26 protein-coding genes are annotated in these 20,477 nt (G+C 72.4%); 13 read left to right on the top strand and 13 right to left on the bottom strand.

Annotated elements, in window-relative coordinates:
• The first annotated feature begins 66 nt into the window (after positions 1–66).
• Genes kamD through kal form a run of 3 tightly spaced genes read left to right on the top strand, consistent with a single transcriptional unit; the run spans position 67 to position 2,791 of the window.
• On the top strand, positions 67–1,665 hold the full coding sequence (gene kamD / locus FM051_RS06895; protein ID WP_158841771.1) for a lysine 5,6-aminomutase subunit alpha: 1,599 nt from the start codon (positions 67–69) through the stop codon (positions 1,663–1,665).
• Positions 1,662–2,405, top strand: coding sequence for a lysine 5,6-aminomutase subunit beta (kamE, locus tag FM051_RS06890; RefSeq protein WP_158841769.1), 744 nt, complete (start codon positions 1,662–1,664; stop codon positions 2,403–2,405). The genes kamD and kamE overlap by 4 nt, the downstream gene beginning before the upstream one ends.
• Positions 2,402–2,791, top strand: a complete 390-nt coding sequence (gene kal, locus FM051_RS06885; RefSeq protein ID WP_158841767.1) for a 3-aminobutyryl-CoA ammonia lyase — start codon at positions 2,402–2,404, stop codon at positions 2,789–2,791. The genes kamE and kal overlap by 4 nt, the downstream gene beginning before the upstream one ends.
• A 37-nt stretch (positions 2,792–2,828) precedes the next feature.
• Here kal and FM051_RS06880 read toward each other — a convergent pair whose 3' ends face one another.
• On the bottom strand, positions 2,829–3,278 hold the full coding sequence (locus FM051_RS06880) for a hypothetical protein (protein ID WP_158841765.1): 450 nt from the start codon (positions 3,276–3,278) through the stop codon (positions 2,829–2,831).
• Positions 3,279–3,376: 98 nt separating this feature from the next.
• On the opposite strand from FM051_RS06880, the gene FM051_RS06875 reads away from it, so the two are divergent.
• Both FM051_RS06875 and FM051_RS06870 read left to right on the top strand, forming a co-directional pair.
• Positions 3,377–3,730, top strand: coding sequence for a GntR family transcriptional regulator (locus FM051_RS06875; RefSeq protein WP_158841763.1), 354 nt, complete (start codon positions 3,377–3,379; stop codon positions 3,728–3,730).
• 22 nt (positions 3,731–3,752) lie between these two features.
• Positions 3,753–4,520 carry a TetR/AcrR family transcriptional regulator gene (locus tag FM051_RS06870; RefSeq protein ID WP_158841761.1) on the top strand — a complete coding sequence of 256 codons (768 nt, stop codon included), beginning with the start codon at positions 3,753–3,755 and terminating at the stop codon, positions 4,518–4,520.
• Positions 4,521–4,538: 18 nt separating this feature from the next.
• Here the strand turns inward: FM051_RS06870 and FM051_RS06865 are convergent, their stop codons facing one another.
• Positions 4,539–4,724, bottom strand: a complete 186-nt coding sequence (locus FM051_RS06865; protein ID WP_158841759.1) for a PspC domain-containing protein — start codon at positions 4,722–4,724, stop codon at positions 4,539–4,541.
• Positions 4,725–5,062: 338 nt separating this feature from the next.
• Between FM051_RS06865 and lnt the strand changes: the two genes are divergently transcribed.
• Entirely contained in the window at positions 5,063–6,685 is a 1,623-nt protein-coding gene (gene lnt / locus FM051_RS06860; protein WP_238412186.1) for an apolipoprotein N-acyltransferase, read from the top strand.
• Entirely contained in the window at positions 6,660–7,451 is a 792-nt protein-coding gene (locus FM051_RS06855; RefSeq protein WP_158841757.1) for a polyprenol monophosphomannose synthase, read from the top strand. Before lnt ends, FM051_RS06855 begins: the two co-directional genes overlap by 26 nt.
• Positions 7,452–7,517: 66 nt before the next feature.
• Here the strand turns inward: FM051_RS06855 and FM051_RS06850 are convergent, their stop codons facing one another.
• From FM051_RS06850 to FM051_RS06825, 6 genes are all read right to left on the bottom strand, one after another.
• Positions 7,518–7,862 (bottom strand): RNA polymerase-binding protein RbpA, encoded by a 345-nt coding sequence (locus FM051_RS06850; protein WP_158841755.1) that lies wholly within the window; start codon positions 7,860–7,862, stop codon positions 7,518–7,520.
• Between the two features lie 475 nt (positions 7,863–8,337).
• Positions 8,338–8,811, bottom strand: coding sequence for an NUDIX hydrolase (locus FM051_RS06845; protein WP_158841914.1), 474 nt, complete (start codon positions 8,809–8,811; stop codon positions 8,338–8,340).
• A 36-nt stretch (positions 8,812–8,847) separates the two neighbouring features.
• A complete protein-coding gene (locus FM051_RS06840; RefSeq protein WP_158841753.1) occupies positions 8,848–9,468 on the bottom strand; it encodes a helix-turn-helix domain-containing protein in 621 nt (206 codons plus the stop codon).
• 98 nt (positions 9,469–9,566) lie between these two features.
• The gene (locus FM051_RS06835; protein WP_158841751.1) at positions 9,567–10,301 is read right to left on the bottom strand and encodes a thymidine kinase; all 735 of its coding nucleotides are present in this window, start codon (positions 10,299–10,301) and stop codon (positions 9,567–9,569) included.
• Between the two features lie 197 nt (positions 10,302–10,498).
• Positions 10,499–10,891, bottom strand: coding sequence for a RidA family protein (locus tag FM051_RS06830; protein ID WP_158841749.1), 393 nt, complete (start codon positions 10,889–10,891; stop codon positions 10,499–10,501).
• 36 nt (positions 10,892–10,927) lie between these two features.
• The gene (locus FM051_RS06825; RefSeq protein WP_202918711.1) at positions 10,928–11,377 is read right to left on the bottom strand and encodes an RrF2 family transcriptional regulator; all 450 of its coding nucleotides are present in this window, start codon (positions 11,375–11,377) and stop codon (positions 10,928–10,930) included.
• A 91-nt stretch (positions 11,378–11,468) separates the two neighbouring features.
• Between FM051_RS06825 and FM051_RS06820 the strand changes: the two genes are divergently transcribed.
• Both FM051_RS06820 and FM051_RS06815 read left to right on the top strand, forming a co-directional pair.
• Positions 11,469–11,783, top strand: coding sequence for a PadR family transcriptional regulator (locus FM051_RS06820; RefSeq protein ID WP_158841747.1), 315 nt, complete (start codon positions 11,469–11,471; stop codon positions 11,781–11,783).
• Positions 11,780–12,568, top strand: coding sequence for a hypothetical protein (locus FM051_RS06815; protein WP_158841745.1), 789 nt, complete (start codon positions 11,780–11,782; stop codon positions 12,566–12,568). Before FM051_RS06820 ends, FM051_RS06815 begins: the two co-directional genes overlap by 4 nt.
• 3 nt (positions 12,569–12,571) lie before the next feature.
• Here the strand turns inward: FM051_RS06815 and FM051_RS06810 are convergent, their stop codons facing one another.
• Entirely contained in the window at positions 12,572–13,969 is a 1,398-nt protein-coding gene (locus FM051_RS06810) for an MFS transporter (RefSeq protein ID WP_158841743.1), read from the bottom strand.
• A gap of 100 nt (positions 13,970–14,069) precedes the next feature.
• The gene (locus FM051_RS06805; RefSeq protein WP_158841741.1) at positions 14,070–14,846 is read right to left on the bottom strand and encodes a glycerophosphodiester phosphodiesterase family protein; all 777 of its coding nucleotides are present in this window, start codon (positions 14,844–14,846) and stop codon (positions 14,070–14,072) included.
• Between the two features lie 67 nt (positions 14,847–14,913).
• Here FM051_RS06805 and FM051_RS06800 point away from each other — a divergent pair, with 67 nt between their 5' ends.
• The 3 genes from FM051_RS06800 (at position 14,914) to FM051_RS06790 (ending at position 18,114) form a co-directional block, all read left to right on the top strand.
• Entirely contained in the window at positions 14,914–15,270 is a 357-nt protein-coding gene (locus tag FM051_RS06800) for a hypothetical protein (protein ID WP_158841739.1), read from the top strand.
• 68 nt (positions 15,271–15,338) lie between these two features.
• Positions 15,339–17,384 carry a putative bifunctional diguanylate cyclase/phosphodiesterase gene (locus FM051_RS06795; RefSeq protein WP_238412184.1) on the top strand — a complete coding sequence of 682 codons (2,046 nt, stop codon included), beginning with the start codon at positions 15,339–15,341 and terminating at the stop codon, positions 17,382–17,384.
• Positions 17,385–17,433: 49 nt separating this feature from the next.
• The gene (locus FM051_RS06790) at positions 17,434–18,114 is read left to right on the top strand and encodes a VOC family protein (RefSeq protein WP_158841737.1); all 681 of its coding nucleotides are present in this window, start codon (positions 17,434–17,436) and stop codon (positions 18,112–18,114) included.
• A 186-nt stretch (positions 18,115–18,300) separates the two neighbouring features.
• Here the strand turns inward: FM051_RS06790 and FM051_RS06785 are convergent, their stop codons facing one another.
• Positions 18,301–18,762: a PPOX class F420-dependent oxidoreductase gene (locus FM051_RS06785; RefSeq protein ID WP_158841735.1), complete on the bottom strand. Its 462-nt coding sequence runs from the start codon at positions 18,760–18,762 to the stop codon at positions 18,301–18,303.
• Between the two features lie 34 nt (positions 18,763–18,796).
• On the opposite strand from FM051_RS06785, the gene FM051_RS06780 reads away from it, so the two are divergent.
• Positions 18,797–19,651 (top strand): alpha/beta fold hydrolase, encoded by an 855-nt coding sequence (locus tag FM051_RS06780; protein ID WP_202918709.1) that lies wholly within the window; start codon positions 18,797–18,799, stop codon positions 19,649–19,651.
• Positions 19,652–19,667: 16 nt separating this feature from the next.
• Here FM051_RS06780 and FM051_RS53045 read toward each other — a convergent pair whose 3' ends face one another.
• Entirely contained in the window at positions 19,668–19,796 is a 129-nt protein-coding gene (locus tag FM051_RS53045) for a hypothetical protein (protein ID WP_274383496.1), read from the bottom strand.
• A gap of 54 nt (positions 19,797–19,850) precedes the next feature.
• Positions 19,851–20,408, bottom strand: a complete 558-nt coding sequence (locus FM051_RS06775) for a GrpB family protein (RefSeq protein ID WP_338019460.1) — start codon at positions 20,406–20,408, stop codon at positions 19,851–19,853.
• Positions 20,409–20,477: the final 69 nt, after the last annotated feature.

Raw genomic sequence — 20,477 nt, 5'->3', positions numbered from 1 at the left:
GCCGCCGGACCGGCACGGGAGACCGGGCGCCCGGCCCGGCCCGACCACGAAGAACAGGAGTGACAGATGGCGTTGCTCGACCTCGACCCCGAGGTGGTCGCCACGGCGCGGGAACTCGCCGCGCGGGCCGCCGAGCCGGTGGTGGCCATCGCGAAGGCCCACACCACGGTGGCGGTCGAGCGCGCCACGCTCCGCCTGGCCGGCATCACCGGCGCGGACTCCACCCACCGCGCCGGTGACGTGCCGTGGGTCAACCGGGTGGTCGACACCGTGCGCGAGCACTGCGGCCTCGAACACGGCGTCGCGCTGCCCGTGTTCCACGCCCTCGAAGAGCACAACCTCGCCACCCTCACCGAACTCGCCGAGGCCACCGCCGCCGGACAGGTCCGCTACCGGCTCCCCGAAGGACGCGACCGCGCCCGCGCCCGCAAAGCCGCCACGACCGCCGTCACCAAGGGCATCCGCACCGTCGACCGCAACCGCGCCCGACGCGACCGGCTCGTCGCGAAACTCGGCGACCCGCCCCAACGCCCCTGGATCTACCTCATCGTCGCGACCGGCGACATCGACGAGGACGTCGTCCAAGCGCGCAACGCCGCCCGCGCCGGAGCCGACGTCATCGCCGTCATCCGCTCCACCGGGCAGTCCCTGCTCGACTACGTCCCCGAAGGCGCCACCCACCACGGCTTCGCCGGCACCTACGCCACCCAGGAGAACTTCCGCATCATGCGGGCCGCCCTGGACGACGTGTCCAAAGAGGTCGGCCGGTACGTGCGGCTCACCAACTACGCCTCCGGCCTGTGCATGCCCGAGATCGCCGTCCTCGCCGGCCTGCAACGCCTCGACATGATGCTCAACGACTCGATGTACGGCATCCTGTTCCGCGACATCAACCCCATCCGCACCTTCGTCGACCAGCGGTTCTCCCGCCAGGTCCACGCCCGCGCCGGGATCGTCATCAACACCGGCGAGGACAACTACCTCACCACCGCCGACGCCGTCGACGCCGCCCACACCGTCACCGTGTCGCAGCTGCTCAACGAGCACTTCGCCCATGAAGCCGGCCTGCCCGACCACCTCCTCGGCCTCGGCCACGCGTTCGAGATCAACCCCAAGGTCCCCGAGTCGTTCCGCCTCGAACTCGCCCACGCCCTGCTGGCCCGCGAACTGTTCCCCGACGCGCCGCTGAAGTGGATGCCGCCCACCAAGCACATGACCGGCGACGTGTTCAACGGCTACCTGCTCGACGGGTTCTTCAACCTCGCCGGCGTCCTCACCGGCCAGAGCATCCTGCTCGTCGGCATGATGACCGAAGCCGTCGTCACCCCGTTCCTGTCCGACCGCGACCTCGCCCTGGCCAACGTCCGCTACGTCCTGGGCGCCGCCGGCGGCCTGAGCGAGGACTTCCGCCCCGCACCCGACGGCCTCATCGTCAAACGCGCCCACCAGGTCCTGGGCGAGGCCGTGGACCTGCTCGCCCGCATCGTCGACGACGGGCTGCTCGACGCGATCGCCGACGGCACGTTCGGCCTCATGAAACGCCCCGCCGACGGCGGCAAGGGCGCGGACGGCGTGGTGGAGAAGGCCGACGGATACCTCAACCCGGCCTCCGAACTGCTGGAGACGGCACCCCGGGAGACGGCACCCCAGGAGGAGGCACGGTGAAGCGGCACGTCCGGCCCTACGGCGACACCACCGGCGACGGCATGGTGCAGACCTCGTTCACCCTGCCCGTCCCCGCCGGGCCCCACGCCGACGGCGCCGCGCGGCAACTGGCGAACAAGATGGGCATCGACCCCGCCATGGTCGTGCACTCCCACCCCATCGGCGACGACTTCACCTTCTTCGTCGTCTACGGCTCCGTCCGCCACATCGTCGACCTCGACGACGTGCGGGTCGTGGAACGCGAATACCCGCTGCTGTCACCCGCCGAGGTCAACACCACCCTGAAGAAACTGCTGCGCCGCAAACTCGTCGTGGTCGGCGGGTGCATCGGCACCGACGCCCACACCGTCGGCATCGACGCCATCCTCAACATCAAGGGCTTCGCCGGGGAGAAGGGCCTGGAGTACTACCGCGAGCTCAAGGTCGTGAACCTCGGCGCGCAGGTGTCGGTGCCCGAACTCGTCCGCCGCGCCCGCGCGGAGAAAGCCGACGCGGTCCTCGTGTCGCAGGTCGTGACACAACGCGACGCGCACATCCACAACACCCGGGAGATGTCGGCGGCGTTCCGCGAGGCGATGGGGGAGCGGCGCCCGCTGCTCATCGCCGGCGGCCCCCGGTTCGACCCGCTCATGGCCGGGGAACTGGGCGTGGACCGGGTGTTCGGCCGCAGCACCACACCCGGCGAGGTCGCCAGCTACCTCGTGCACGCCGTGCAGACCAGGAAAGAGGAGAGCGCGTGAGCCCGACCGAGGGATTCGCCGTCACCCACCGCCGCTACGTGCCGCACTCCCACGCCCACTACGGGGGCAACCTCGTCGACGGCGCGTACGGGCTGGGCATGTTCGGCGACGTCGCCACCGAACTGCTCATCCGCACCGACGGCGACGAAGGCCTCTTCGCGGCCTACTCGAACGTCGAATTCCTCGCCCCCGTCCAGGCCGGCGACGTGATCGAGGCGACCGCCACCCTCGTCCGCGTCGGCACCCGGTCCCGCGAGATCGACTTCGAGGCCCGCGTCGTGTGCCGCTCCGCCCCCGACCGCGGTCCGTCGGCGGCCGACGTGCTCGACCCGCCGATCGTGGTCACCCGCGCCCGCGGCACCGTCGTCGCCCCCAAACGCCCCTAGCACCCGAACGGCCCCGGTCCCGGCCGGTCTCTTCCGGCTAGTCCTCGTCCTCCCAGACCACCGGGTCCTCGCACGCGTCGGAGTAGGTGACCCGGTACTGCAACCGCAGCTCGTCGGCGAACGCCTCGGCGTCGACACCGAACGCCTCGATCACCCGGACGGTCGCCGGGGTGTCGCCCACCCGGGCTGCGTCGGCGAGATCGTCGCGGCCCGACGCCCGCAGCTCCGTCGTGAGCCGCTCGTGGTTCTCCGCCTTCGTCCGCTCGTCCCGGACCTCCCGCACCCGGCTGTCACGCCGCAACTCCCCGGCGACACGCCGCATCTCCTCGTCGGCGTCGAACAGCACGTGCAGATCCGTGCAGTAGGGGACCGGCGTGCCCGCGACACGGTCACCCGGCGGGAAGAGCACCACGAACGCGGCCACACCCGTGACCAACGCCAGGGCCACGACCAGCAGCCATCTGACGGGCAGCCATCTGCGGAGCACGGCCACCACCCTGCCACGCACCGTGGACCGCCCGCGACTCATCGTCACCCCGTGGCCGTACCCGACCCGCGGACCGCACCTCTGCCACTATCGACCACGTGATCAGCCTAGATCCGGCCTCGCCCGTACCGCCCTACGAACAGGTGCGGTCCCAGTTCGCCCGCCAGATCACCGACCGTGAGCTGGCCGTCGGCACCCGGCTGCCCACCGTCCGCGCACTGGCCGCCGAACTCGGCATCGCCGTCAACACCGTCGCCCGCGCCTACCGCGAACTCGAGGAGGCGGGTCTCATCGAGACCCGAGGCAGAGCCGGCACCGTGGTCAGCGCGGCGGGCGAACGCAGCCGCGAACGCGTGCTGCGCGCCGCCCGCTCCTACGCCGCCACCGCCCGCGAACAGGGCCTCACCGCCGACGAGGCGCTGGAGATCGTGCGCGCCGCGCTCGCCGGCTGAACCACCCGTAGGGTGGCCAGGCGTGACGACCGAACACACCGGCACCGGCGACCCGGCCAGGACCCTCGCGGTGCTGTGGCGCACCACCGGACGGACCGCCCGCAAGGACCTCGGCGTGGACCGCATCGTCACTGCGGCCGTCGAACTGGCCGACACCGAAGGCCTCGGCGCGCTGTCCATGCGACGGGTCGCGGACCGACTCGGCGTCGGCACCATGTCGCTCTACACCCACGTGCCCGGCAAGGCCGAACTCGTCGACGCCATGGTGGACGCCGTGCAGGCCGAGACGGCCCGGCCCGACCGGGTCCCCGGCGGCTGGCGCGGCAGGCTCACCCAGATCGCCCGCGAGAACTGGGCCCTGAACCTGCGCCACCCGTGGCTGCTGCACGTCGCCACCAACCGCGCCGTCCTCGGCCCCAACGTGGTCGCCAAGTACGACTACGAACTCGGCGCCGTCGACGGCATCGGCCTCACCGACCTGGAGATGGACTCGGTGCTCAACCTCGTCCTCGCCCACGTCCAGGCCGCCGCCCGGATCGCCGTCGAAGCCGCCCGGACCCGGCAGCGCACCGGCCTCACCGACGAGCAGTGGTGGCACGCCGCCGCACCGTTCCTGGCGAAGGTCCTCGACCCCGAACGGTTCCCCACCGCGGCCCGCGTCGGCGCCGCGGCGGGCGAGGCGCACGGCGCCGCCTACGACGGCGAGCACGCGTTCACGTTCGGCCTGGAACGCGTGCTGGACGGCATCGAGACCCTCGTGCGATCCCGTCAGCAAGGACCCGCCCGGTAGGGGCCCGCCCGGTAGGGCTCAGTAGGGGCGTTTGGGCATCATCACCCACAACACGAGGTAGATGACGAACTGCGGTCCCGGCAGCAGGCACGACAGCACGAACAACAACCGCACGGTGCCGGGCTTCCACCCGAAGCGAGCGGCGAGTCCCGCGCACACGCCCGCGATCATCTTCTGGTTCTGCGGCCTGGTCAACGTGGTCATGACTCCACCATCCCCGCGTTAGGGTCCCCTGCCATCGGTGGGAACCCTGATTGATACCCCCGCCCACCCCCGCCGAATCCCAGGGCAACCTCGACCCACCCGACACGTCCTTCCGTCCCCTGAACGGGTGTCACCGCGTCGGCGGAACACCCCCACCTCCTGGCCCGGATCGCGTCGACAAGAATCCGTCGCGAGCGGGCACGGCGCTGCGGGCACGTCGTCAGCGGTACCCGGCCGGGCGACGGTGACACCGCGTGCGCGGAGGGCGACCGGCGTGCGTTGTGTGAGGCGCGCGGCCTGGCTGCGGGTTCGTGACCGGGGGCTCGTAGGCTGATCCGGTGGTCGCTCCCCCCGTGACGTCGGACCAGCCCGTCGCCGACATGCCCCCCGTCCGTCGTCGCCGGGACGTGCGCGGCACGTCGCTGAGGGTGCTGTCGGCGGCCGCGGGCGGTGTGGCGGTGTTCCTCAGCTTCCCCCCGCGCACGGTGTGGTGGTTGGCGCCCGTGGGGTTCGCGGTGCTCGGTGTGCTGCTGTACGGGCGGCGGGCGCGGGCCGGGTTCGGGCTCGGGCTGGTGTGGGGGCTGGCGTTCATGGCGCCGCTGCTGCGGTGGACCGGCGAGTTCGTCGGCCTCATCGCGTGGCTGCCGCTGGCGCTGCTGTGCGCCCTGCTGATCGCCGTCGGCACGGCCGCGATGGCGGTCGTGTCACGGCTGCCGGGCGCGCCGCTGTGGATGGCGCTGGTGTGGGTCGCCGACGAGGCGCTGCGCGCCGTGGTGCCGTTCGGCGGGTTCCCCTGGGGCAAGATCGCGTTCGGGCAGCCCGAGGGCTGGTACCTGCCGCTGGCCTCGATCGGCGGGGCGCCCCTGATCGGGTTCGCCGTCGCGCTGACCGGCCTCGGCGCCGCCCACCTGGTGCGCGACCGGAAACGCCACTGGAAGCTCGGCGCGGCCGCCGTCGTGCTGCCGCTGGCCGCGGGCCTCGGGGCGACCGCGCTCGTGCACACCGACCCCGACCAGGGTGCGGCGACCGTCGCGGCGATCCAGGGCAACGTGCCGCGCGCCGGCCTGGACTTCAACGCCCAGCGCCGCGCCGTGCTCGACAACCACGTCACACGCACCCTCCAACTCGCCGACGACGTGAAAGCCGGCCGCGCCGAACAACCCGACCTGGTGATCTGGCCGGAGAACTCCTCCGACATCGACCCCTTCCGCAACGTCGACGCCGCCGCGCAGATCCAACGGGCCACCGAGGCGATCAACGCGCCCATCGCCGTCGGCGCGGTCGTGATCGACCCCGGCGACGGGCTGCCCCGCAACACCGTCGTGCTCTACGAACCGGGCGTCGGCGCCACCGACACCTACACCAAGCGGCAACTGCAGCCCTTCGGCGAGACCATGCCCTACCGCTCGTTCTTCCGGATCTTCACCAAGACCGTGGACCGCGCGGGCACCTTCCAGCCGGGCACCGACCCGGAGGGCTTCACCATGGGCGACGCGAAAGTGGCGATCGACACCTGCTACGAGGTGGCGTTCGACGGCGTGGTGCGCGACTCGATCACCGCGGGCGCGAACCTGATCGCGATCCCCACCAACAACGCCACGTTCGGCTACACCGAGATGACCTACCAGCAGCTGGCCATGTCCCGGGTCCGCGCCGTCGAACACGGCAAATCCGTGGTGGTCGCGGCCACGAGCGGCGTCAGCGCCATCGTGCAGCCGGACGGCTCGGTCACCCGGCGGACCGGGATGTTCACGCCCGACGCGTTGGTGGCGACGGTGCCGCTGCGGGGGGAGGCTACGCTGGCCACCCGGCTCGGCGCATGGCCCGAGTGGGTGATGACCGCTCTGGGCCTCTTGGCCGTGGCGATCGGCTTGACAGTGACACGACGACGAACGCGTCCGACCCCTGGTGCGGGTGTCGGCGAGGAGGAAACGGATGGCGGACCAGCAGGCGCAGCCTGACCGCGAGCTCGGGCCGGTGCTGGTGGTGATCCCGACCTACAACGAGCGGGACAACATCGGGAAGATCGTGAAGCGGCTGCACACGGCGCTGCCGAAGGTGCACGCCCTCGTGGTCGACGACGGCAGCCCGGACGGGACGGGACGGCTCGCCGACGAGATGGCCGCCGCGGACGACCGGGTCCACGTGCTGCACCGCACGGAGAAGGCGGGACTGGGCGCGGCCTACGTGGCGGGCTTCCGGTGGGCGCTGGAGCGCGGGTACGCGGTGGTCGTGGAGATGGACGCGGACGGCTCCCACGCCCCCGAGGACCTGCCGCGCCTGCTCGACGCGCTGCGCGACGCGGACCTGGTGCTGGGCTCGCGGTACGTGCCCGGCGGCAGCACGGTGAACTGGCCGAAGTACCGGGAGTTGATCTCCCGCGGCGGGAACGTGTACTCGCAGGTCGCGCTCGGCGCGAAGGTCAAGGACATCACCGGCGGGTTCCGCGCGTTCCGCGCCGAGGTGCTGGAGCGGCTCAAGCTGGACACGGTCGCGTCGCAGGGCTACTGCTTCCAGATCGACCTGGCGTGGCGCACCATCGAACTCGGCTACCGCGTCGTGGAGGTGCCGATCACGTTCACGGAGCGTGAGATCGGCGAGTCGAAGATGAGCAGCAACATCGTGCGCGAAGCGCTGTGGCGGGTCACGAAGTGGGGCGTGCGGCGACGCGCGACCCAGTTGCGCGACCTGTTCGCCCCGAAGGCGAAGACGCCCAGCAACCGCTGACCGCGGCACACATGCGTGAGGGCCCGCCGGAACTGTTCCGGCGGGCCCTCACGCATGTCACAACGGTCAGGCGGTGCGGGTGCGCCGCCCCTTCAGCTCTTCCAACCGCTCGTCCAGCAGCTCTTCGAGCTCCGGGATCGTGCGCCGCTCCAGGAGCATGTCCCAGTGCGTGCGCGGCGGCTTGATCTTCTTCTCCTCGGGCACGGCGCCGTCGATGATCTTCGACACCTGGCCGTGGAGGCGGCACTCCCAGGTGTGGGGGATCTCGGCGTCGTCGGAGAACGGGACCTCGAAGTCGTGGCCCTTGGGGCAGGCGTACCGCACCGACCGGCGCGGGGCGAGGTCGTGATTGCGGTCGGTCTCGTAGCTGACTGCTCCGAGCCGGCTACCCCGTAGAACGCGGTCGGCCATGGCGGTGTCCTTTCGCTCGGCTCAGGGCCGGGGCCCAGGCTTGTTGCTCACCGAGTGCAACGATCGGACTGCTCCGTTCGTTCCCGGCTTCACGGTCATCGTCGCCCACAGTGACGTCTTTCACCCGTCAACGAAGGCTTCCTCCTAAGGGATGCAATCGCGGCCGGTTCGTGACGCGTTATCAAGCTACCGGGCTACACCATCACACGAATGGAGCAGTCCCGGGAGAAGTCGTGCGGCTGCGACAGCTTAGACCGACCACGTAGGGCGACGTTACGGCGGGTTTAACGCAGCGGCAGTGACGTCCGTCATGGTTTCGGTCACGCAAAGTCATTTCGAGGGTTTTCGACCCGGCCGCCACGCTCGGTGGCGGCACGGTTGTGTTCGGTGGCGGGCATGAGGATGAAATCACCCGTCCGGACCGCACCCAAACGTCCAGTCGGATGCTTTATGTACTCGATGATCTCAGTGCTGCCTAAAAAGCAACCTTCTCGGTCAGTCTGTCGAGCAGTTCCCGTTGGGCTTTCACCACTTTCAACCGCGCTTCGACCAGGGGAAACCAGGCGACGCGGTCGACCTCGGGATACTCCCGGAACCGGCCGGAGCCGCGTGGCCATTCGAGGGTGAACGTGCCCGGAACCACCTGATCGGGGTCGAGATCGCCGGCCAGCGCCCAGGCCTGGACGACCTTGCCGCCGGACTGGCGGACCTCGCCGAGGGGCACGAGGTCGCCGTCGGGCACGGGCAGGCCGAGCTCCTCGGTGAACTCGCGCCGCGCCGTGGCCACGGGGTCCTCGTCGCCGTCGGGTTCGCCTTTGGGGATGGACCACGCGCCGTCGTCCTTGCGGGCCCAGAACGGGCCGCCCATGTGGCCGAGGAGGACCTGGGGTTCGCCGTCGACCACGCGGTGGAGCAGGATCCCGGCGCTGCGCCTGCCTGCCCTGGGCATGCCTGTCATGGGCACAGTGTGGCGGGTCGGACGGGATCAGGTCTTGCGGCGGGTGCGCATGTGGATCTGCTCGCCCTGCTTGCCGAAGAGGCTGAGGATCTCCACCGGGTCGTCGCCGGCCGGGCCGAACCAGTGGGGCAGGCGGGTGTCGAACTCGGCGGCCTCACCGGGGCCCAGGACGACGTCGTGGTCGGCGAGGATCAGGCGCAGCCGCCCGGACAGGACGTAGAGCCACTCGTAGCCGGTGTGGGTCCGCGGATCGGGCTCGCCGCGCGACGCGATGATCATCTTGTAGGCCTGCAGGCCGCCGGGCTGCTGGGTGAGCGGCAGGATCGTCATGCCGTGGCGGCGGATGGGCACCGGGCGGACACGGGGGTCGCCGACGGGCGGTGCGCCGACCAGCTCGTCCAGGGGGACGCGGTGGGCGCGGGCGATGGGCAGGAGCAGTTCGAGGCTGGGACGGCGTTGGCCGGACTCCAGGCGCGAGAGGGTGCTCTTGGAGATGCCGGTGGCGGCGGCGAGGTCGGCGAGGGTCGCGCCCCGGCTGGTGCGGATGTGGCGGAGTCGTTCGCCGACCTTGCCGAGCACGTCGTCCGTCGGGTCGTCCGTCGGGTCGTCCGTCGGGTCGTCGGTCGTTCGGCCCACTGCGTCGCTCATGATCGCGTCCCGGTTCCGGCAACAAGGTTTGCCCATTGTGGGACGACGGGGCGGGCGTCGTCCACGCGGGTGCGGCGGTGGCGCGTCGGTGTGCGGGGTCAGGTGAGGCTGAGCTGGTGGCCCTTGACGGTGTGGGGGCCGAGGTCGCCGGTGCGGTAGTGGGTGCGGCACAGCACCTGGTAGCGGACTTCGACGGTGTCCGGCGCGGTGTCGGCGACGAGGACCGTGTCGGCGACGAGGACGGTGTCGCCCGCGCGGACGACGTCGCCGTCGTGGACGCGGGCGTTGAACCGGCCGGGGCGGCCGCACCAGCAGAGGACCTCGACCTGGATGGCGTTGAGCTCGTCGGCGAGTTCGAACAGGCGCTGGGAGCCGGGGAACAGGGTGCTGCGGAAGTCGGTGGCCAGACCGAAGCAGTAGACCTCGAGATGGGCGTCGTCGGCGAGTTCGGCGAGCTGGTCGACCTGCTCGGCGGAGAGGAACTGGGCCTCGTCGACGATCAGGTAGTCGACGCGGGCGCCGCGGGCCCAGTGGTCGCGCACGACGGTGCAGAGGTCCATGTCCTCGTGGACTTCGAGGGCGTTGCGGGCCAGGCCCATGCGGCTGGAGATGGTGGGCGTGCCGGAGCGGTCGTGGCGGACGAGCAGGAGCCCGCGGCGGCCCTGGCGGGCCTGGTTGTGGTCGATCTGCAGGGCGAGGGTGGACTTGCCGCAGTCCATGGGGCCGAAGAAGAACCGGAGTCGCCCGGTGGGCGCCGGACCGCGGCCGGCGCCGGAGGCGGGCACGGAGGACAGCGCGTCGGTCGGGTCCTGGGCGGGAGTGATCGGTTCCACGGCGGGCCACCCTAATGGGCGATATGGGTGCGGGTGCCGGTGCCTCCTCCGTGCGGTGGTCCACCGGAGGGGACACCCGTGCGCGGGGTGGTCGCGTTCCCGGTCCTGCCGTCGGCGTCGACCACGGCGGTGCGGTACCGCCGGCACGACCGCACCGCACCGAACCGAACCGTGGCGCGCCGCCGGTGGGCGCCGGGTCAGCGGGCGGCGACGGCGTCGACCTCGAACAGCATGCCGGGCAGGGCGAGGGTGGCGACGCCGAGGAGGGTCTGGGCGGGTGGCGTGTCGCCCCAGATGCGGGTGATGCGGTCCAGGAGCACGGTCAGCCGGTCGGCGTCGTGGTCGACGACGTAGGTGCCCAGGCGTGCGACGTGGCGGTAGTCGAGGCCGGCGGCGCGCAGGGCGACGCCGAGGTTGGCGAAGGCCCGGTCGACCTGGGCGGCGAAGTCGTCGGAGACGACGTGGCCGTCGTGGTCGGAGCCGTACTGGCCGGCGACGAACACGAGGTCGCCGGTGGTGGCGGCGAGGTGGCTGTAGCCGTAGCCGGTGGGGTCGTGCAGGTCGTCGGGGTTGGAGAGGGTGTGCGGCACGGTCGGTGTCCTTCCCTGGTCGGGGGTGCCCGGTGTTCAGGTGAGTCGGGCCCGGGTGTGGTCGGGGGCGTCGGGGTCGGCGCGGCGGACGTCGGCGTCGAGGTCGGCGAGGGTGCGGGCGGCGAGTTCGCGGCGTCGGGCGAGTTCGGCGCGGTGCATGGCGGTGTCGATGGCGCAGCGGGTGGTGTGGGGGCCGTCGGGGCGGATCTCGGTGCAGCGGAACGCGGGGTCGGGGCCTTCGACGGCGGTGACGACGTCCATGAGGGTGACGGCGTGCGGGGGGCGGTCGAGGAGGTAGCCGCCGCGGGGGCCGGGGGTGGAGCGGACGATGCCGGCGCGGCCGAGGGCCTGGAGTTGTTTGGTGAGGTAGGCCGGGGGCAGGCCGTGGTGTGCGGCGAGGCGGGCGGCGGGGACGGGGGTGTCGCCCGCCCAGGCGAGGTCGAGGCAGCAGTGCAGGGCCCATTCGACGCCCTCGGCCATCTTCATGATCACCACCCTAGCCGGATCCTGGACATCCAGTATCCAGATTTATTGCCGAGATGTACCGCTTCGCGATATAACCTGCGGTGTGAGAGGTATGTCGGAGCAGGCGTTCCTGGTGCTCACCGCGTTGGCGGAGGAGCCGTTGCACGGGTACGCGATCGTGCGTGCGGTCGAGGGGTTGTCGGAGGGGCGGATGGTGCTGCGGGTGGGCACGCTCTACGGGGTGCTGGACCGGCTGGTCGCGGAGGGCCTGGCCGAGCGGGAGCGCGAGGAGGTGCACCAGGGCCGGTTGCGGCGCTACTACCGGTTGACCGACGCGGGGGTGCGGGCGTTGTCGGCGGAGGTGGCGCGGCTGTCGGCGAACGTGCGCGCCGCGTCGTCGGTGCTGCGGGCGAGGGGGGCGCTGTGAGCCCGAACCCTGTGAGCCCGAACCCCGGGAGGTCGAACCTGGAGCGCCGCTACCGGGCTCTGCTGCGGGTGCTGCCGGGCTGGTACCGGGGGGAGCGGGAGGAGGAGATGGTGGACACCTTCCTCGCCGACCGCACCGACGAGCTGGACCTGGAGTACGGGTGGCCCGGCTGGGGAGAGGCGGGCGCGACGCTGGGGTTGGCGGTGCGGGTGCGGTTCGGCGCGCGCCGCCCGGCGGGGGCCGTGGTGCGGTTGGCGGCGTTGACGGGTCTGCTCGCGCAGCTGGTGGCGGGTGCCCAGTCGTGGACGGTGTCCGCGCTGTCGGCCCTGTCGACCACGCCGGCCTTCTCGGCCTGGTCCCCCGGGGAGCAGCAGCGCTGGTGGTCCGACCCGCTGACGGTGGTGGCGTTCGCGGCGTTCGCGGCGCTGGTGTCGGGGCGTCGCGCCGTCGGCCGGGTCGCCGCCGGGCTGCTGGGCGTGGCGGGTCTCGTGCCGGTGGTGGCGGCGCTGGAGCTGGGGTTCCTGCCGTGGCTGACGGTGCTGTGGCAGCTGCCGGTGTGGGCGACCGCGGCGGCGGTGCTGCTGGGGTTCCACCGGGAGGCCCCGCCGGTGCCGCGGCGGTGGTGGGCGACGGCGCCGGTCGGGCTCCTGGCGGGCGTGGTGTCGGTGCTGTCCACGCTCGAGCTGTCGATGGTGACGATGCTGGTGGCGTGGCTGATCGCCGCCGCCGTCGTGGTCGCGTTCCGGCCGTGGAGGGCCCGCGTCCCGACGGCGACCGGCCGGTAGGACTCACACCTTGGCGGGCACCGGGTTGCCGGAGGCGGCGATGGCCTTGCGGACCGGCACGAAGATCATCAGCACGAACCCGACGACGAAGAAGACCACCAGCGAGATGATCGCCAGCCGGAACGACCCGGTGGCCTGCCCGACGCCGGCGAACACCAGCGGCCCGAGCCACGAGGTGGAGCGCTCGCCGACCTCGTAGAGGGAGAAGTACTGGGCCTCGCGGCCGGGCGGGATCATCTGGCTGAACAGCGACCGCGACAGCGCGTTGGTGCCGCCCAGCACCAGGCCGATGCCGGCGGCGAGGGCGTAGAACTGGGTCTGCTGCCCGGCCTGCACGAAGAACGCCGCGGCGATGACCACGATCCACACGCACAGGCTGACCATGATGGTGCGCTTGGCGCCCCACGACCTGGCGAGGCGTCCGTGCAGCATGCCGCCGAAGAACGCGACGAACTGCACGATCAGGATGGTGGTGATCAGCACCGTCTCGTCGAGTTTGAGCTCGTCGCGGCCGTACTGGGCGGAGACGTTGGCGACGGTGGCGATGCCGTCGGTGTAGATGAGGTAGGTGCCCAGGAACGCCAGCGTGAGCGGGAACAGCCGGGCCTGCTTGATCGTCTGGCGCAGTTCGGCGAACCCGGCGGTGACGACCGACGCGCCGGACTCGGTGCCGTGGGGCGCCTGGTGCCGCTTGAGCCGGGCGAGCGGGATGAGGGTGAACCCGGCCCACCACAGGCCCGACAGCACGAACCCGACCCGGACCGCGGCGCCCTCGCTCAACCCGACGGCGTCGTGGCCGATGAACAGGGCCAGCTGCACCGCCAGCGCCACGCCGCCGCCGAGGTAGCCGAACGCCCAGCCGCGGGAGGAGACGGCGTCGCGTTCGTCGGGTTCGGCGATCTCGGGCAGGAACGCGTAGTACACGACGACGGACGCGCCGTAGCAGATGTTGCCGAGGATGAACAGGCCGACGCCGAGGTGCCAGTTGTCGCCGGCGACGGTGGCCAGGGCGATGGTGGCGGCTGAGCCGGTGAACGCCAGGCCGCCGAGCATGCGGCGCTTGTTCTGGGTGCGGTCGGCGATGGCGCCCATGACCGGCAGCACGACGACCTGCACGACGGTGGCGATGGACAGCAGGTAGCCCCACAGGGACCCGGCGGGGAAGTAGGCGCCGAACAGGGAGATGTCGCACTGCCGCAGCGACCCGTCGGCGCAGGCGTCCGGGCCGTTGCGGGCGGTGTCGGCGATGGCCGCTTCCTTCGCCACGGCCGTGAGGTAGCCGGAGAGGAACACGGTGACCACGGAGGTGGGGAACACCGAGTTCGCCCAGTCGTACCAGGTCCACCCGCGCTGTTCCCGCTTGCGGTCCACGGCGGGTGCGGTGCTGTCGGCCACGCTCATGGGGGCGGACTGTATAACGCCCGCCACTCGTTCGTGGTGATCACCGCCAACCTGTTGCCAACCGTTCGCCGGTGGTGTCCGCGGGTGGTGTCCGCCGCGGTCAGCCGCCCGCCCAGGCCTCGCGGGCGATGAGCACGTCGCGCAGCCGGTCGGGACGGTCGGTGACCAGGCCGTCGACGCCGAGGTCGAGCAGTCGGCGCATCGCGGTCTCGTCGTCGATGGTCCACACGTGGACCTCCAGGCCGCGGCGGTGCGCGGCCCGCACGAACCGGTCGTCGACCACGACGAGCCGGCCCTGGTTGACCGGCACCTGCGCCACCATGCCCCGCACCGGCAGCCCGACCAGCGGCACCCGGCCCGCGGCCCACAGCGCGCCCGCCGACCGGGGTCCCATCGACGTGAGCAGGTCGGGTCCGCCGAGGCGGCGCAGTCGGGCCAGGCGTTTCTCGGAGAACGACGCCAGGCACACGCGGTGCAGCGCGTTCGTGCGGCGCAGGACGTCCAGCACCGGCACGACCGCCGAGTCGGCCTTGACGTCGATGTTGACCAGCGCGTCGGGCAGGTCCTCGAGCAGGTCCTCCAGGCGGGTGATCGGTTCCCGGCCGCCGACGTTCGCGCGCCGCACCGCCGACCAGGGCTGGGTCGCGACCGGGCCCGTGCCGTCGGTGGTGCGGTCCAGCACGTCGTCGTGGTGCACGACGACGACACCGTCGGAGGTGGCGTGCACGTCGGTCTCCAGGTACCGGAACCCCTCCTGGGCGGCGCGGCGGAACGCGGCCAGCGAGTTCTCCATCCCCGCCAGTTCGGCGAGGTGCCAGCCCCGGTGGGCGAACGCCCGGGGGTGCGGTCCGGACAGGTACGGGTGGTTCGCGGTCACACCCGGAGTCTGCCCTGGCGGCGTGGCGCGGGGGTGACCGGCGGGTAGCCGGATACCGTCGCGGGCCATGGAGTTGGTGACCGAGGCCGTCGCGGCGCGCCGTGAGGAAGCCAGGCACTGCGCCTGGTGCGGACGCCGTCTGCCCGACAGCGGACGGATCGGGAGGCCGCGCCGGTACTGCGCGCAGCCGTGTCGTCAGCGCGCCTACGAGCGGCGTGCGGCGGTGCAGCGCGGCGGGCTGCCGGAGGACGCCGTGGTGCTGTCGGCGGGGGAGTTGGCCGATCTCCAGGACCGGCTGTTCCAGCTGCGGTGCGCCGCGGAGGACGTGGCGACCGCGGCGGAGGACGGCGCGGCGCGTGCGGAGTTGCGGAGGTTGGCGGGGGAGCTGGTCGACACCGCGCGGGGTCTGGAGCGGTTGCGCTGAATCGTGTCGGCTTGCCCCCTTCGTGTGATCTCGACCATCATGACGCGCGGGTGGGCGAGGAGGGACGCGTGGACGGCAACGGCGCGTTGCACCGGGAGGTGCTCGACCGGGCCGACGTCGGTTTCGGTGTGACGGACGCGAAGGGCACGCTGGCGTGGGTGAACCCGGCGCTGGCGGAGATCCTCGGCGTCGGCGTGGAGCACGTGGTCGGCCGGTCGCTGCCCGCGCTGCTGCCCGGCGCGCCCGACCGGCCGCGTCCGGGACTCGCGCTGCTCACCCCCAGCGCCTACCGCAAGGGCCACCGCTGGCTCGAGGTCACCTGCCAGCCGTTCGGGTCGACCGGGGAGCCGTCGACGGGGGAGCTGCTGTACCGGGTGGTGGACGTCACCGCGTGGCGTGACCGGGAGTTGGAGGCCACCCACGAGGCCGACGCGTTGCGCCGTGCCCAGGTGCTGGGCCGGATGGGCACGTGGGAGTGGCACATCGCCGAGGACCGCGTCGTCTGGTCCGACACGCTGCTGAAGATGTTCGGGTTCCCGCCCGACACCGAGCTCGACTTCGACCGCTACGCCGAACTCGTCCACCCCGACGACCTGCCCATGATCCAGGCCACCCTGCAGGAGGCCATGCGGTCGGGCGCCGGGTTCTCCTACACGCACCGCATGACGCTCGGCGACCGCCGCACCGAACGCTGGTTCGAGTGCTTCGGCGAGATCGCCGTCGGCGACGACGGCGCACCGGTGCGGGTGCTGGGCACCGCGCACGACATCACCCAGGCCCGCCGCGTCCACGACGAACTGCTCGCCCTGGCCGAACAGGACCCCCTCACCGGGCTGGCCAACCGGCGCGCCGTGACCCGTGAACTGGAACGACAGCTGGCCACGGGCGGGCCGGGCACGATGCTGCTGCTGGACCTGGACAACTTCAAGGACGTCAACGACCTGCGCGGGCACGCCGTCGGCGACCGCCTCATGAAAGCCCTCGCCGCCGCGCTGCGGTCCCGTCTCGCCCCGGGGCAGCTGATCGGCCGCCTGGGCGGCGACGAGTTCGCCGTGGTGCTGCCCGGCACCGCCCTGGCCGAGGCGGCGCGCATCGCCGAAGGCCTTCGGGATGCCGTAGCCGCGTTGCCGCTCGTCGGCGCCACCGGACGCGTCACCGTCTCCACCGGTGTCGCCGAGTACGGGCCCGGCGACACGTGGGAACTGGTCCTGGCCAACGCCGACCTCGCCCTCTACGCCTCCAAGGCCGCGGGCCGCAACCGCGTCACCGTCTACGAACCCGGCCACTACGCCGACACCGCCAAACGGGTCTCCGTGCTCGACCGGCTCCGCGCCGCGCTCGACAACGGCGGTCTCGCCCTGCACGCCATGCCCATGGTGCGACTGGCCACCGGCAAGACCCTCGGGCACGAACTGCTGCTGCGCCTGGAGGACGGCCAGGAGCCCTACCTGGGGCCCGCCGAGTTCCTGCCCGAGGCCGAACGCTCCGACCTCGTCCTCGACATCGACCGCTGGGTGCTGTCCACCGCCATCGACGCCCTCGTGCGCCACCCCGACCCCGAGCTCCGGTTCAACGTCAACGTCTCCGGCCGGACCCTGGAGGACGAGGACTTCGGCGGGTTCGTCCTGGACCGGCTCGCCACCGCCGGTGTCGCACCGGGGCGCCTGGGCCTGGAGATCACCGAGACCGCCGCCGTCACCAACCTCGACGCCGCCCGCGCCCTGGCCCTGCAACTGCGCGGCTTCGGCTGCCGCATCACCCTGGACGACTTCGGCTCCGGGTTCGGCTCGTTCGTCCACCTCAAACACCTGCCCATCACCGGCATCAAGATCGACGGCGAGTTCGTCCGCAGCATCGACGAACGCTCCACCGACGCCGTCCTCGTCGCCGGCATCGTGCAGATCGCCCGGGGCCTCGGCCTGTCCGCCGTGGCCGAATGGGTCGAACGCCCCGCCCAGGTCGACGCCCTCATGCGCCTGGGCGTCCGCGTCGGCCAGGGATTCCACCTCGGCAGGCCCGTTCCGCTGGGACAGGTCCTTTCGGCGCAACCGCTGCCGCCGAACGGAGCATTGTCGTCACGCATGGCCGGTGCGGAGGATGGGGCCCGATCCTGATCCCGTGATCGTCGTCCCGTGATCGTGGTCTCCGCCGCCCCACCCCCCGATGGGAAACACCGCCGTGCCCGGTACCCCCGACAGCCCCGCGCGCGGTGTCCGCCGCGTCGAGCTGAGCACCACCCACCCCGAACCCGTCGCCGAGTTCTACGCCCGACTCCTCGGCTGGGTGATCATCGCCGAACCCGACGGCTCGTTCACCGGCTGGGTCGGCGACCGCCTCGCCACCCGCGTCCACCCCGGAGACCCCGGCTGGCGCGTCGTCTTCGCCGGCCGCGAACCCCGCGACCTCGACCGCGGCGCCGCCGTCGACCGGGGACGCGTCCTGCACGGCCCCTGGGCGCCCGAACCCCGCACCGGCGAACCCTGCTGGGTCGAACTCATGGGCGACGCCGGCACCGACGACTACTGGGCCGGCGAACTCGGCTGGCAGGTCCGCGACCCCGGCGGCGACTTCACCCTCTACGACGCCGCCCTCGCCGACGACCGCCGCCCCGTCGCCGGCCGCCTCACCGCCGAAGGCGGCTGGACCTGCTACTTCGCCGTCCCCGACGCCACCCGGTCCGCCGCCGACGCCACCGGACTCGGCGGAACCGTCCTCGTCGGCCCGAAACAGGTCCCCACCGGTGTCGTCGCCGCCGTCGCCGACCCCGCCGGCAACGTGTTCGCCCTGCTGGAGAACCCACCCGGCTGGGGCGGCACCTGGTGCGCCGGCCGCACACCCGCCTGACGGCCCGGCGCCGTCCCCGGCAGTTGTCCACAGGCAGCCTCCCGGCGCCCCACGATTGTCGGCCCCCGCCGGCAGGATCACAGCAGGGGTCCCCTCGGCGGGGACCCCTGCGAAGCATCACGGGCACGGCCCTGTGCGACGGACCAGCGGCAGTGCAGCGGCACGCCGAGGGGACGTGGGGGAGGGTCAGTCGGCGAGTTCGGGTGGGAAGCCGCCGGTCGCGATCGGGCCCCAGCGGTCGATCGTCACGCGGATCAGGGACTTGCCCTGGCGGCGCATCGCGTCGCGGTACTCGTCCCAGTCCGGGTGCTCACCGGCGATGCACCGGTAGTACTCCACCAGCGGCTCCAGGGCCTCCGGCAGGTCCAGCACCTCCGCCCGGCCGTCGACCTGCACGTAGGGGCCGTCCCAGTCGTCGGACAGCACGCACACCGTCACCCGTTCGTCCCGGCGCGCGTTGCGGGACTTCGCCCGCCCCGGATAGGTCGACACCACGATCCGGCCCCCGTCGTCCACCCCGCACGACACCGGCGACACCTGCGGACGCCCGTCCGCGCGCGTGGTGATCAGCAGTGCCCGGTGGCGGGGCCGGAGGAAGGCGACCAACTCGTCGCGGGACACGGTGTCGGCAGTGGCGATTCTCGGCATGCCGCCAGCCTAGGAGACACCACCGCGGGAGAAGATGACCACCATGCACCGCTTCACCGCCCACGACGGCACCACCCTGGCCTACCACGAGACCGGCGACGGCCCGCCGCTGCTGTGCGTGCCGGGAGGCCCCGGCCGGGCCTCCGCCTACCTCGGCGACCTCGGCGGCCTGCACCGCCACCGCACCCTGCTGCTGCTCGACAACCGCGGCACCGGCGACTCCGACACCCCCGCCGACCCCGCGAGCTACCGGCGCGACCGGCTCGCCGCCGACGTCGACGCCCTGCGCGCCCACCTCGGCCTGGACCGCGTCGACCTGCTCGGCCACTCCGCCGGCGCGGGCATCGCCATGGCCTACGCCGAACAACACCCCGACCGGCTCGCCTCGCTCGTGCTGCTCACCCCCTCGCTGCGCGCGATCGGCACCGCCCCCACCGAAGCCGACTGGGCCGACCACGTCGCCGCCCACGCCCACCAGCCGTGGTACCCGGAGGCCGCCGCCGCCCTGAAGGCGTGGAGCGACGGCGACGACACCCCCGTGAACCGGCTCGCCGCCGCACCCCTGTTCTACGGCCGCTGGGACGACCGGGCCCGCGCGCACGCCGCCGCCGAAACCACCGAGGCGTCCCCCGAAGCCCAGACCGGCTACACCGCCGACGGCGCGTTCAGCCCCGGCCACACCCGCCGCGCGCTCGCCGACCTCGACATCCCCGTCCTGGTCTACGCGGCCGACGCCGACCCCGTGTCCCCACCACACCTGGTGCGCGGACTGGCCGACCTGATCCCCGGTGCCCGGTACGTCGAACAGCCCGGCGGCGGCCACTTCCCGTGGCTGGACGACCCCGCGTTCCTCGTCGACCGGCTCCGCGACTTCCCACCCCGCCACTGACACCGGTTGTCCACGCTCAACCGGTCGACGCCACCACCCGGCCCGCGTCCACCGCGAGCACCGCCCGTAACCGGGGCCCGCCCACCGGCACCACGGTCCCGTCCGCGCGCCGCACCGGCATCGGACCCGACACCCCGAACCTCACCCGCGAACCCTCCCCGACCCGCCCGCGCCGGCGCGCCCCTTCGGCGCGCCGGGATCAGGCGCGGCCCATGATGTCGTCCACCACCGCGTTCTTGGCGTCGGCGTACTCCTGGATGTAGGTCCAGGTCCGCGCCGCCAACTCCCGCTTGGTCCGCTCGTACAGCTCCCGATCGGCGTCGTCGGCACGCAACCGGTCCCGGAACGCCACCATCCGCGCGATCTCCGGACTGCCCGGCGGGTGCACGTGCAGGTTGATGTTCGTGTCCGGACCCTTGAGCGCCCGGTGCTCGTGCCACTCCGGCTCCCGGATCACCAACCGGTACCCGGCCGCCTCCAACGGCGCCACGTACGACGCCTCGTCCGCCGGATCGGCCACCACCAGCAGCATGTCGATGATCGGTTTCGCCGCCAACCCGGGCACCGAGGTCGACCCCACGTGCTCCAGCCCCACCACCACGTCACCCAACAGCGACCGGACCCGCGCCGCCTCCCGCGCGAACAGCCCCGGCCACGCCGGGTCGTACTCGGCCAGGTGCACCGTCGAGTTCAACACGGGCGCCTCGTCCACCCAGAACGCCTTGATCTCCTCGTGCGTACTCGCCTGACGACGCATGATCATCCCCTCGATAGGCAGTCGGCCAGAATACGACGCCCACCGAGACGGTGGAAACCGGTTTCCCCG

Origin of the sequence: Saccharothrix deserti, assembly GCF_009769385.1 — a bacterium.
In the GTDB taxonomy this organism is placed as follows: Bacteria; Actinomycetota; Actinomycetes; order Mycobacteriales; family Pseudonocardiaceae; genus Actinosynnema; species Actinosynnema deserti.
Note: the sequence above shows the minus strand (reverse complement) of the source record. Positions and strands in the feature narration are given on the sequence as shown.

Coding starts and splice junctions, on each gene's coding strand:
- FM051_RS06825 (WP_202918711.1), bottom strand. CDS start 11,377: ATGAAGATGGCCGAGGGCGTCGAATGGGCCCTGCACTGCTGCCTCGAC.
- FM051_RS06855 (WP_158841757.1), top strand. CDS start 6,660: ATGGCGGACCAGCAGGCGCAGCCTGACCGCGAGCTCGGGCCGGTGCTG.
- FM051_RS06850 (WP_158841755.1), bottom strand. CDS start 7,862: ATGGCCGACCGCGTTCTACGGGGTAGCCGGCTCGGAGCAGTCAGCTAC.
- FM051_RS06775 (WP_338019460.1), bottom strand. CDS start 20,408: ATGCGTCGTCAGGCGAGTACGCACGAGGAGATCAAGGCGTTCTGGGTG.
- FM051_RS06820 (WP_158841747.1), top strand. CDS start 11,469: ATGTCGGAGCAGGCGTTCCTGGTGCTCACCGCGTTGGCGGAGGAGCCG.
- FM051_RS06785 (WP_158841735.1), bottom strand. CDS start 18,762: ATGCCGAGAATCGCCACTGCCGACACCGTGTCCCGCGACGAGTTGGTC.
- FM051_RS06810 (WP_158841743.1), bottom strand. CDS start 13,969: ATGAGCGTGGCCGACAGCACCGCACCCGCCGTGGACCGCAAGCGGGAA.
- FM051_RS06845 (WP_158841914.1), bottom strand. CDS start 8,811: ATGCCCAGGGCAGGCAGGCGCAGCGCCGGGATCCTGCTCCACCGCGTG.
- kamD (WP_158841771.1), top strand. CDS start 67: ATGGCGTTGCTCGACCTCGACCCCGAGGTGGTCGCCACGGCGCGGGAA.
- FM051_RS06865 (WP_158841759.1), bottom strand. CDS start 4,724: ATGACCACGTTGACCAGGCCGCAGAACCAGAAGATGATCGCGGGCGTG.
- FM051_RS06790 (WP_158841737.1), top strand. CDS start 17,434: ATGGGAAACACCGCCGTGCCCGGTACCCCCGACAGCCCCGCGCGCGGT.
- FM051_RS06780 (WP_202918709.1), top strand. CDS start 18,797: ATGACCACCATGCACCGCTTCACCGCCCACGACGGCACCACCCTGGCC.
- FM051_RS06800 (WP_158841739.1), top strand. CDS start 14,914: ATGGAGTTGGTGACCGAGGCCGTCGCGGCGCGCCGTGAGGAAGCCAGG.
- FM051_RS06840 (WP_158841753.1), bottom strand. CDS start 9,468: ATGAGCGACGCAGTGGGCCGAACGACCGACGACCCGACGGACGACCCG.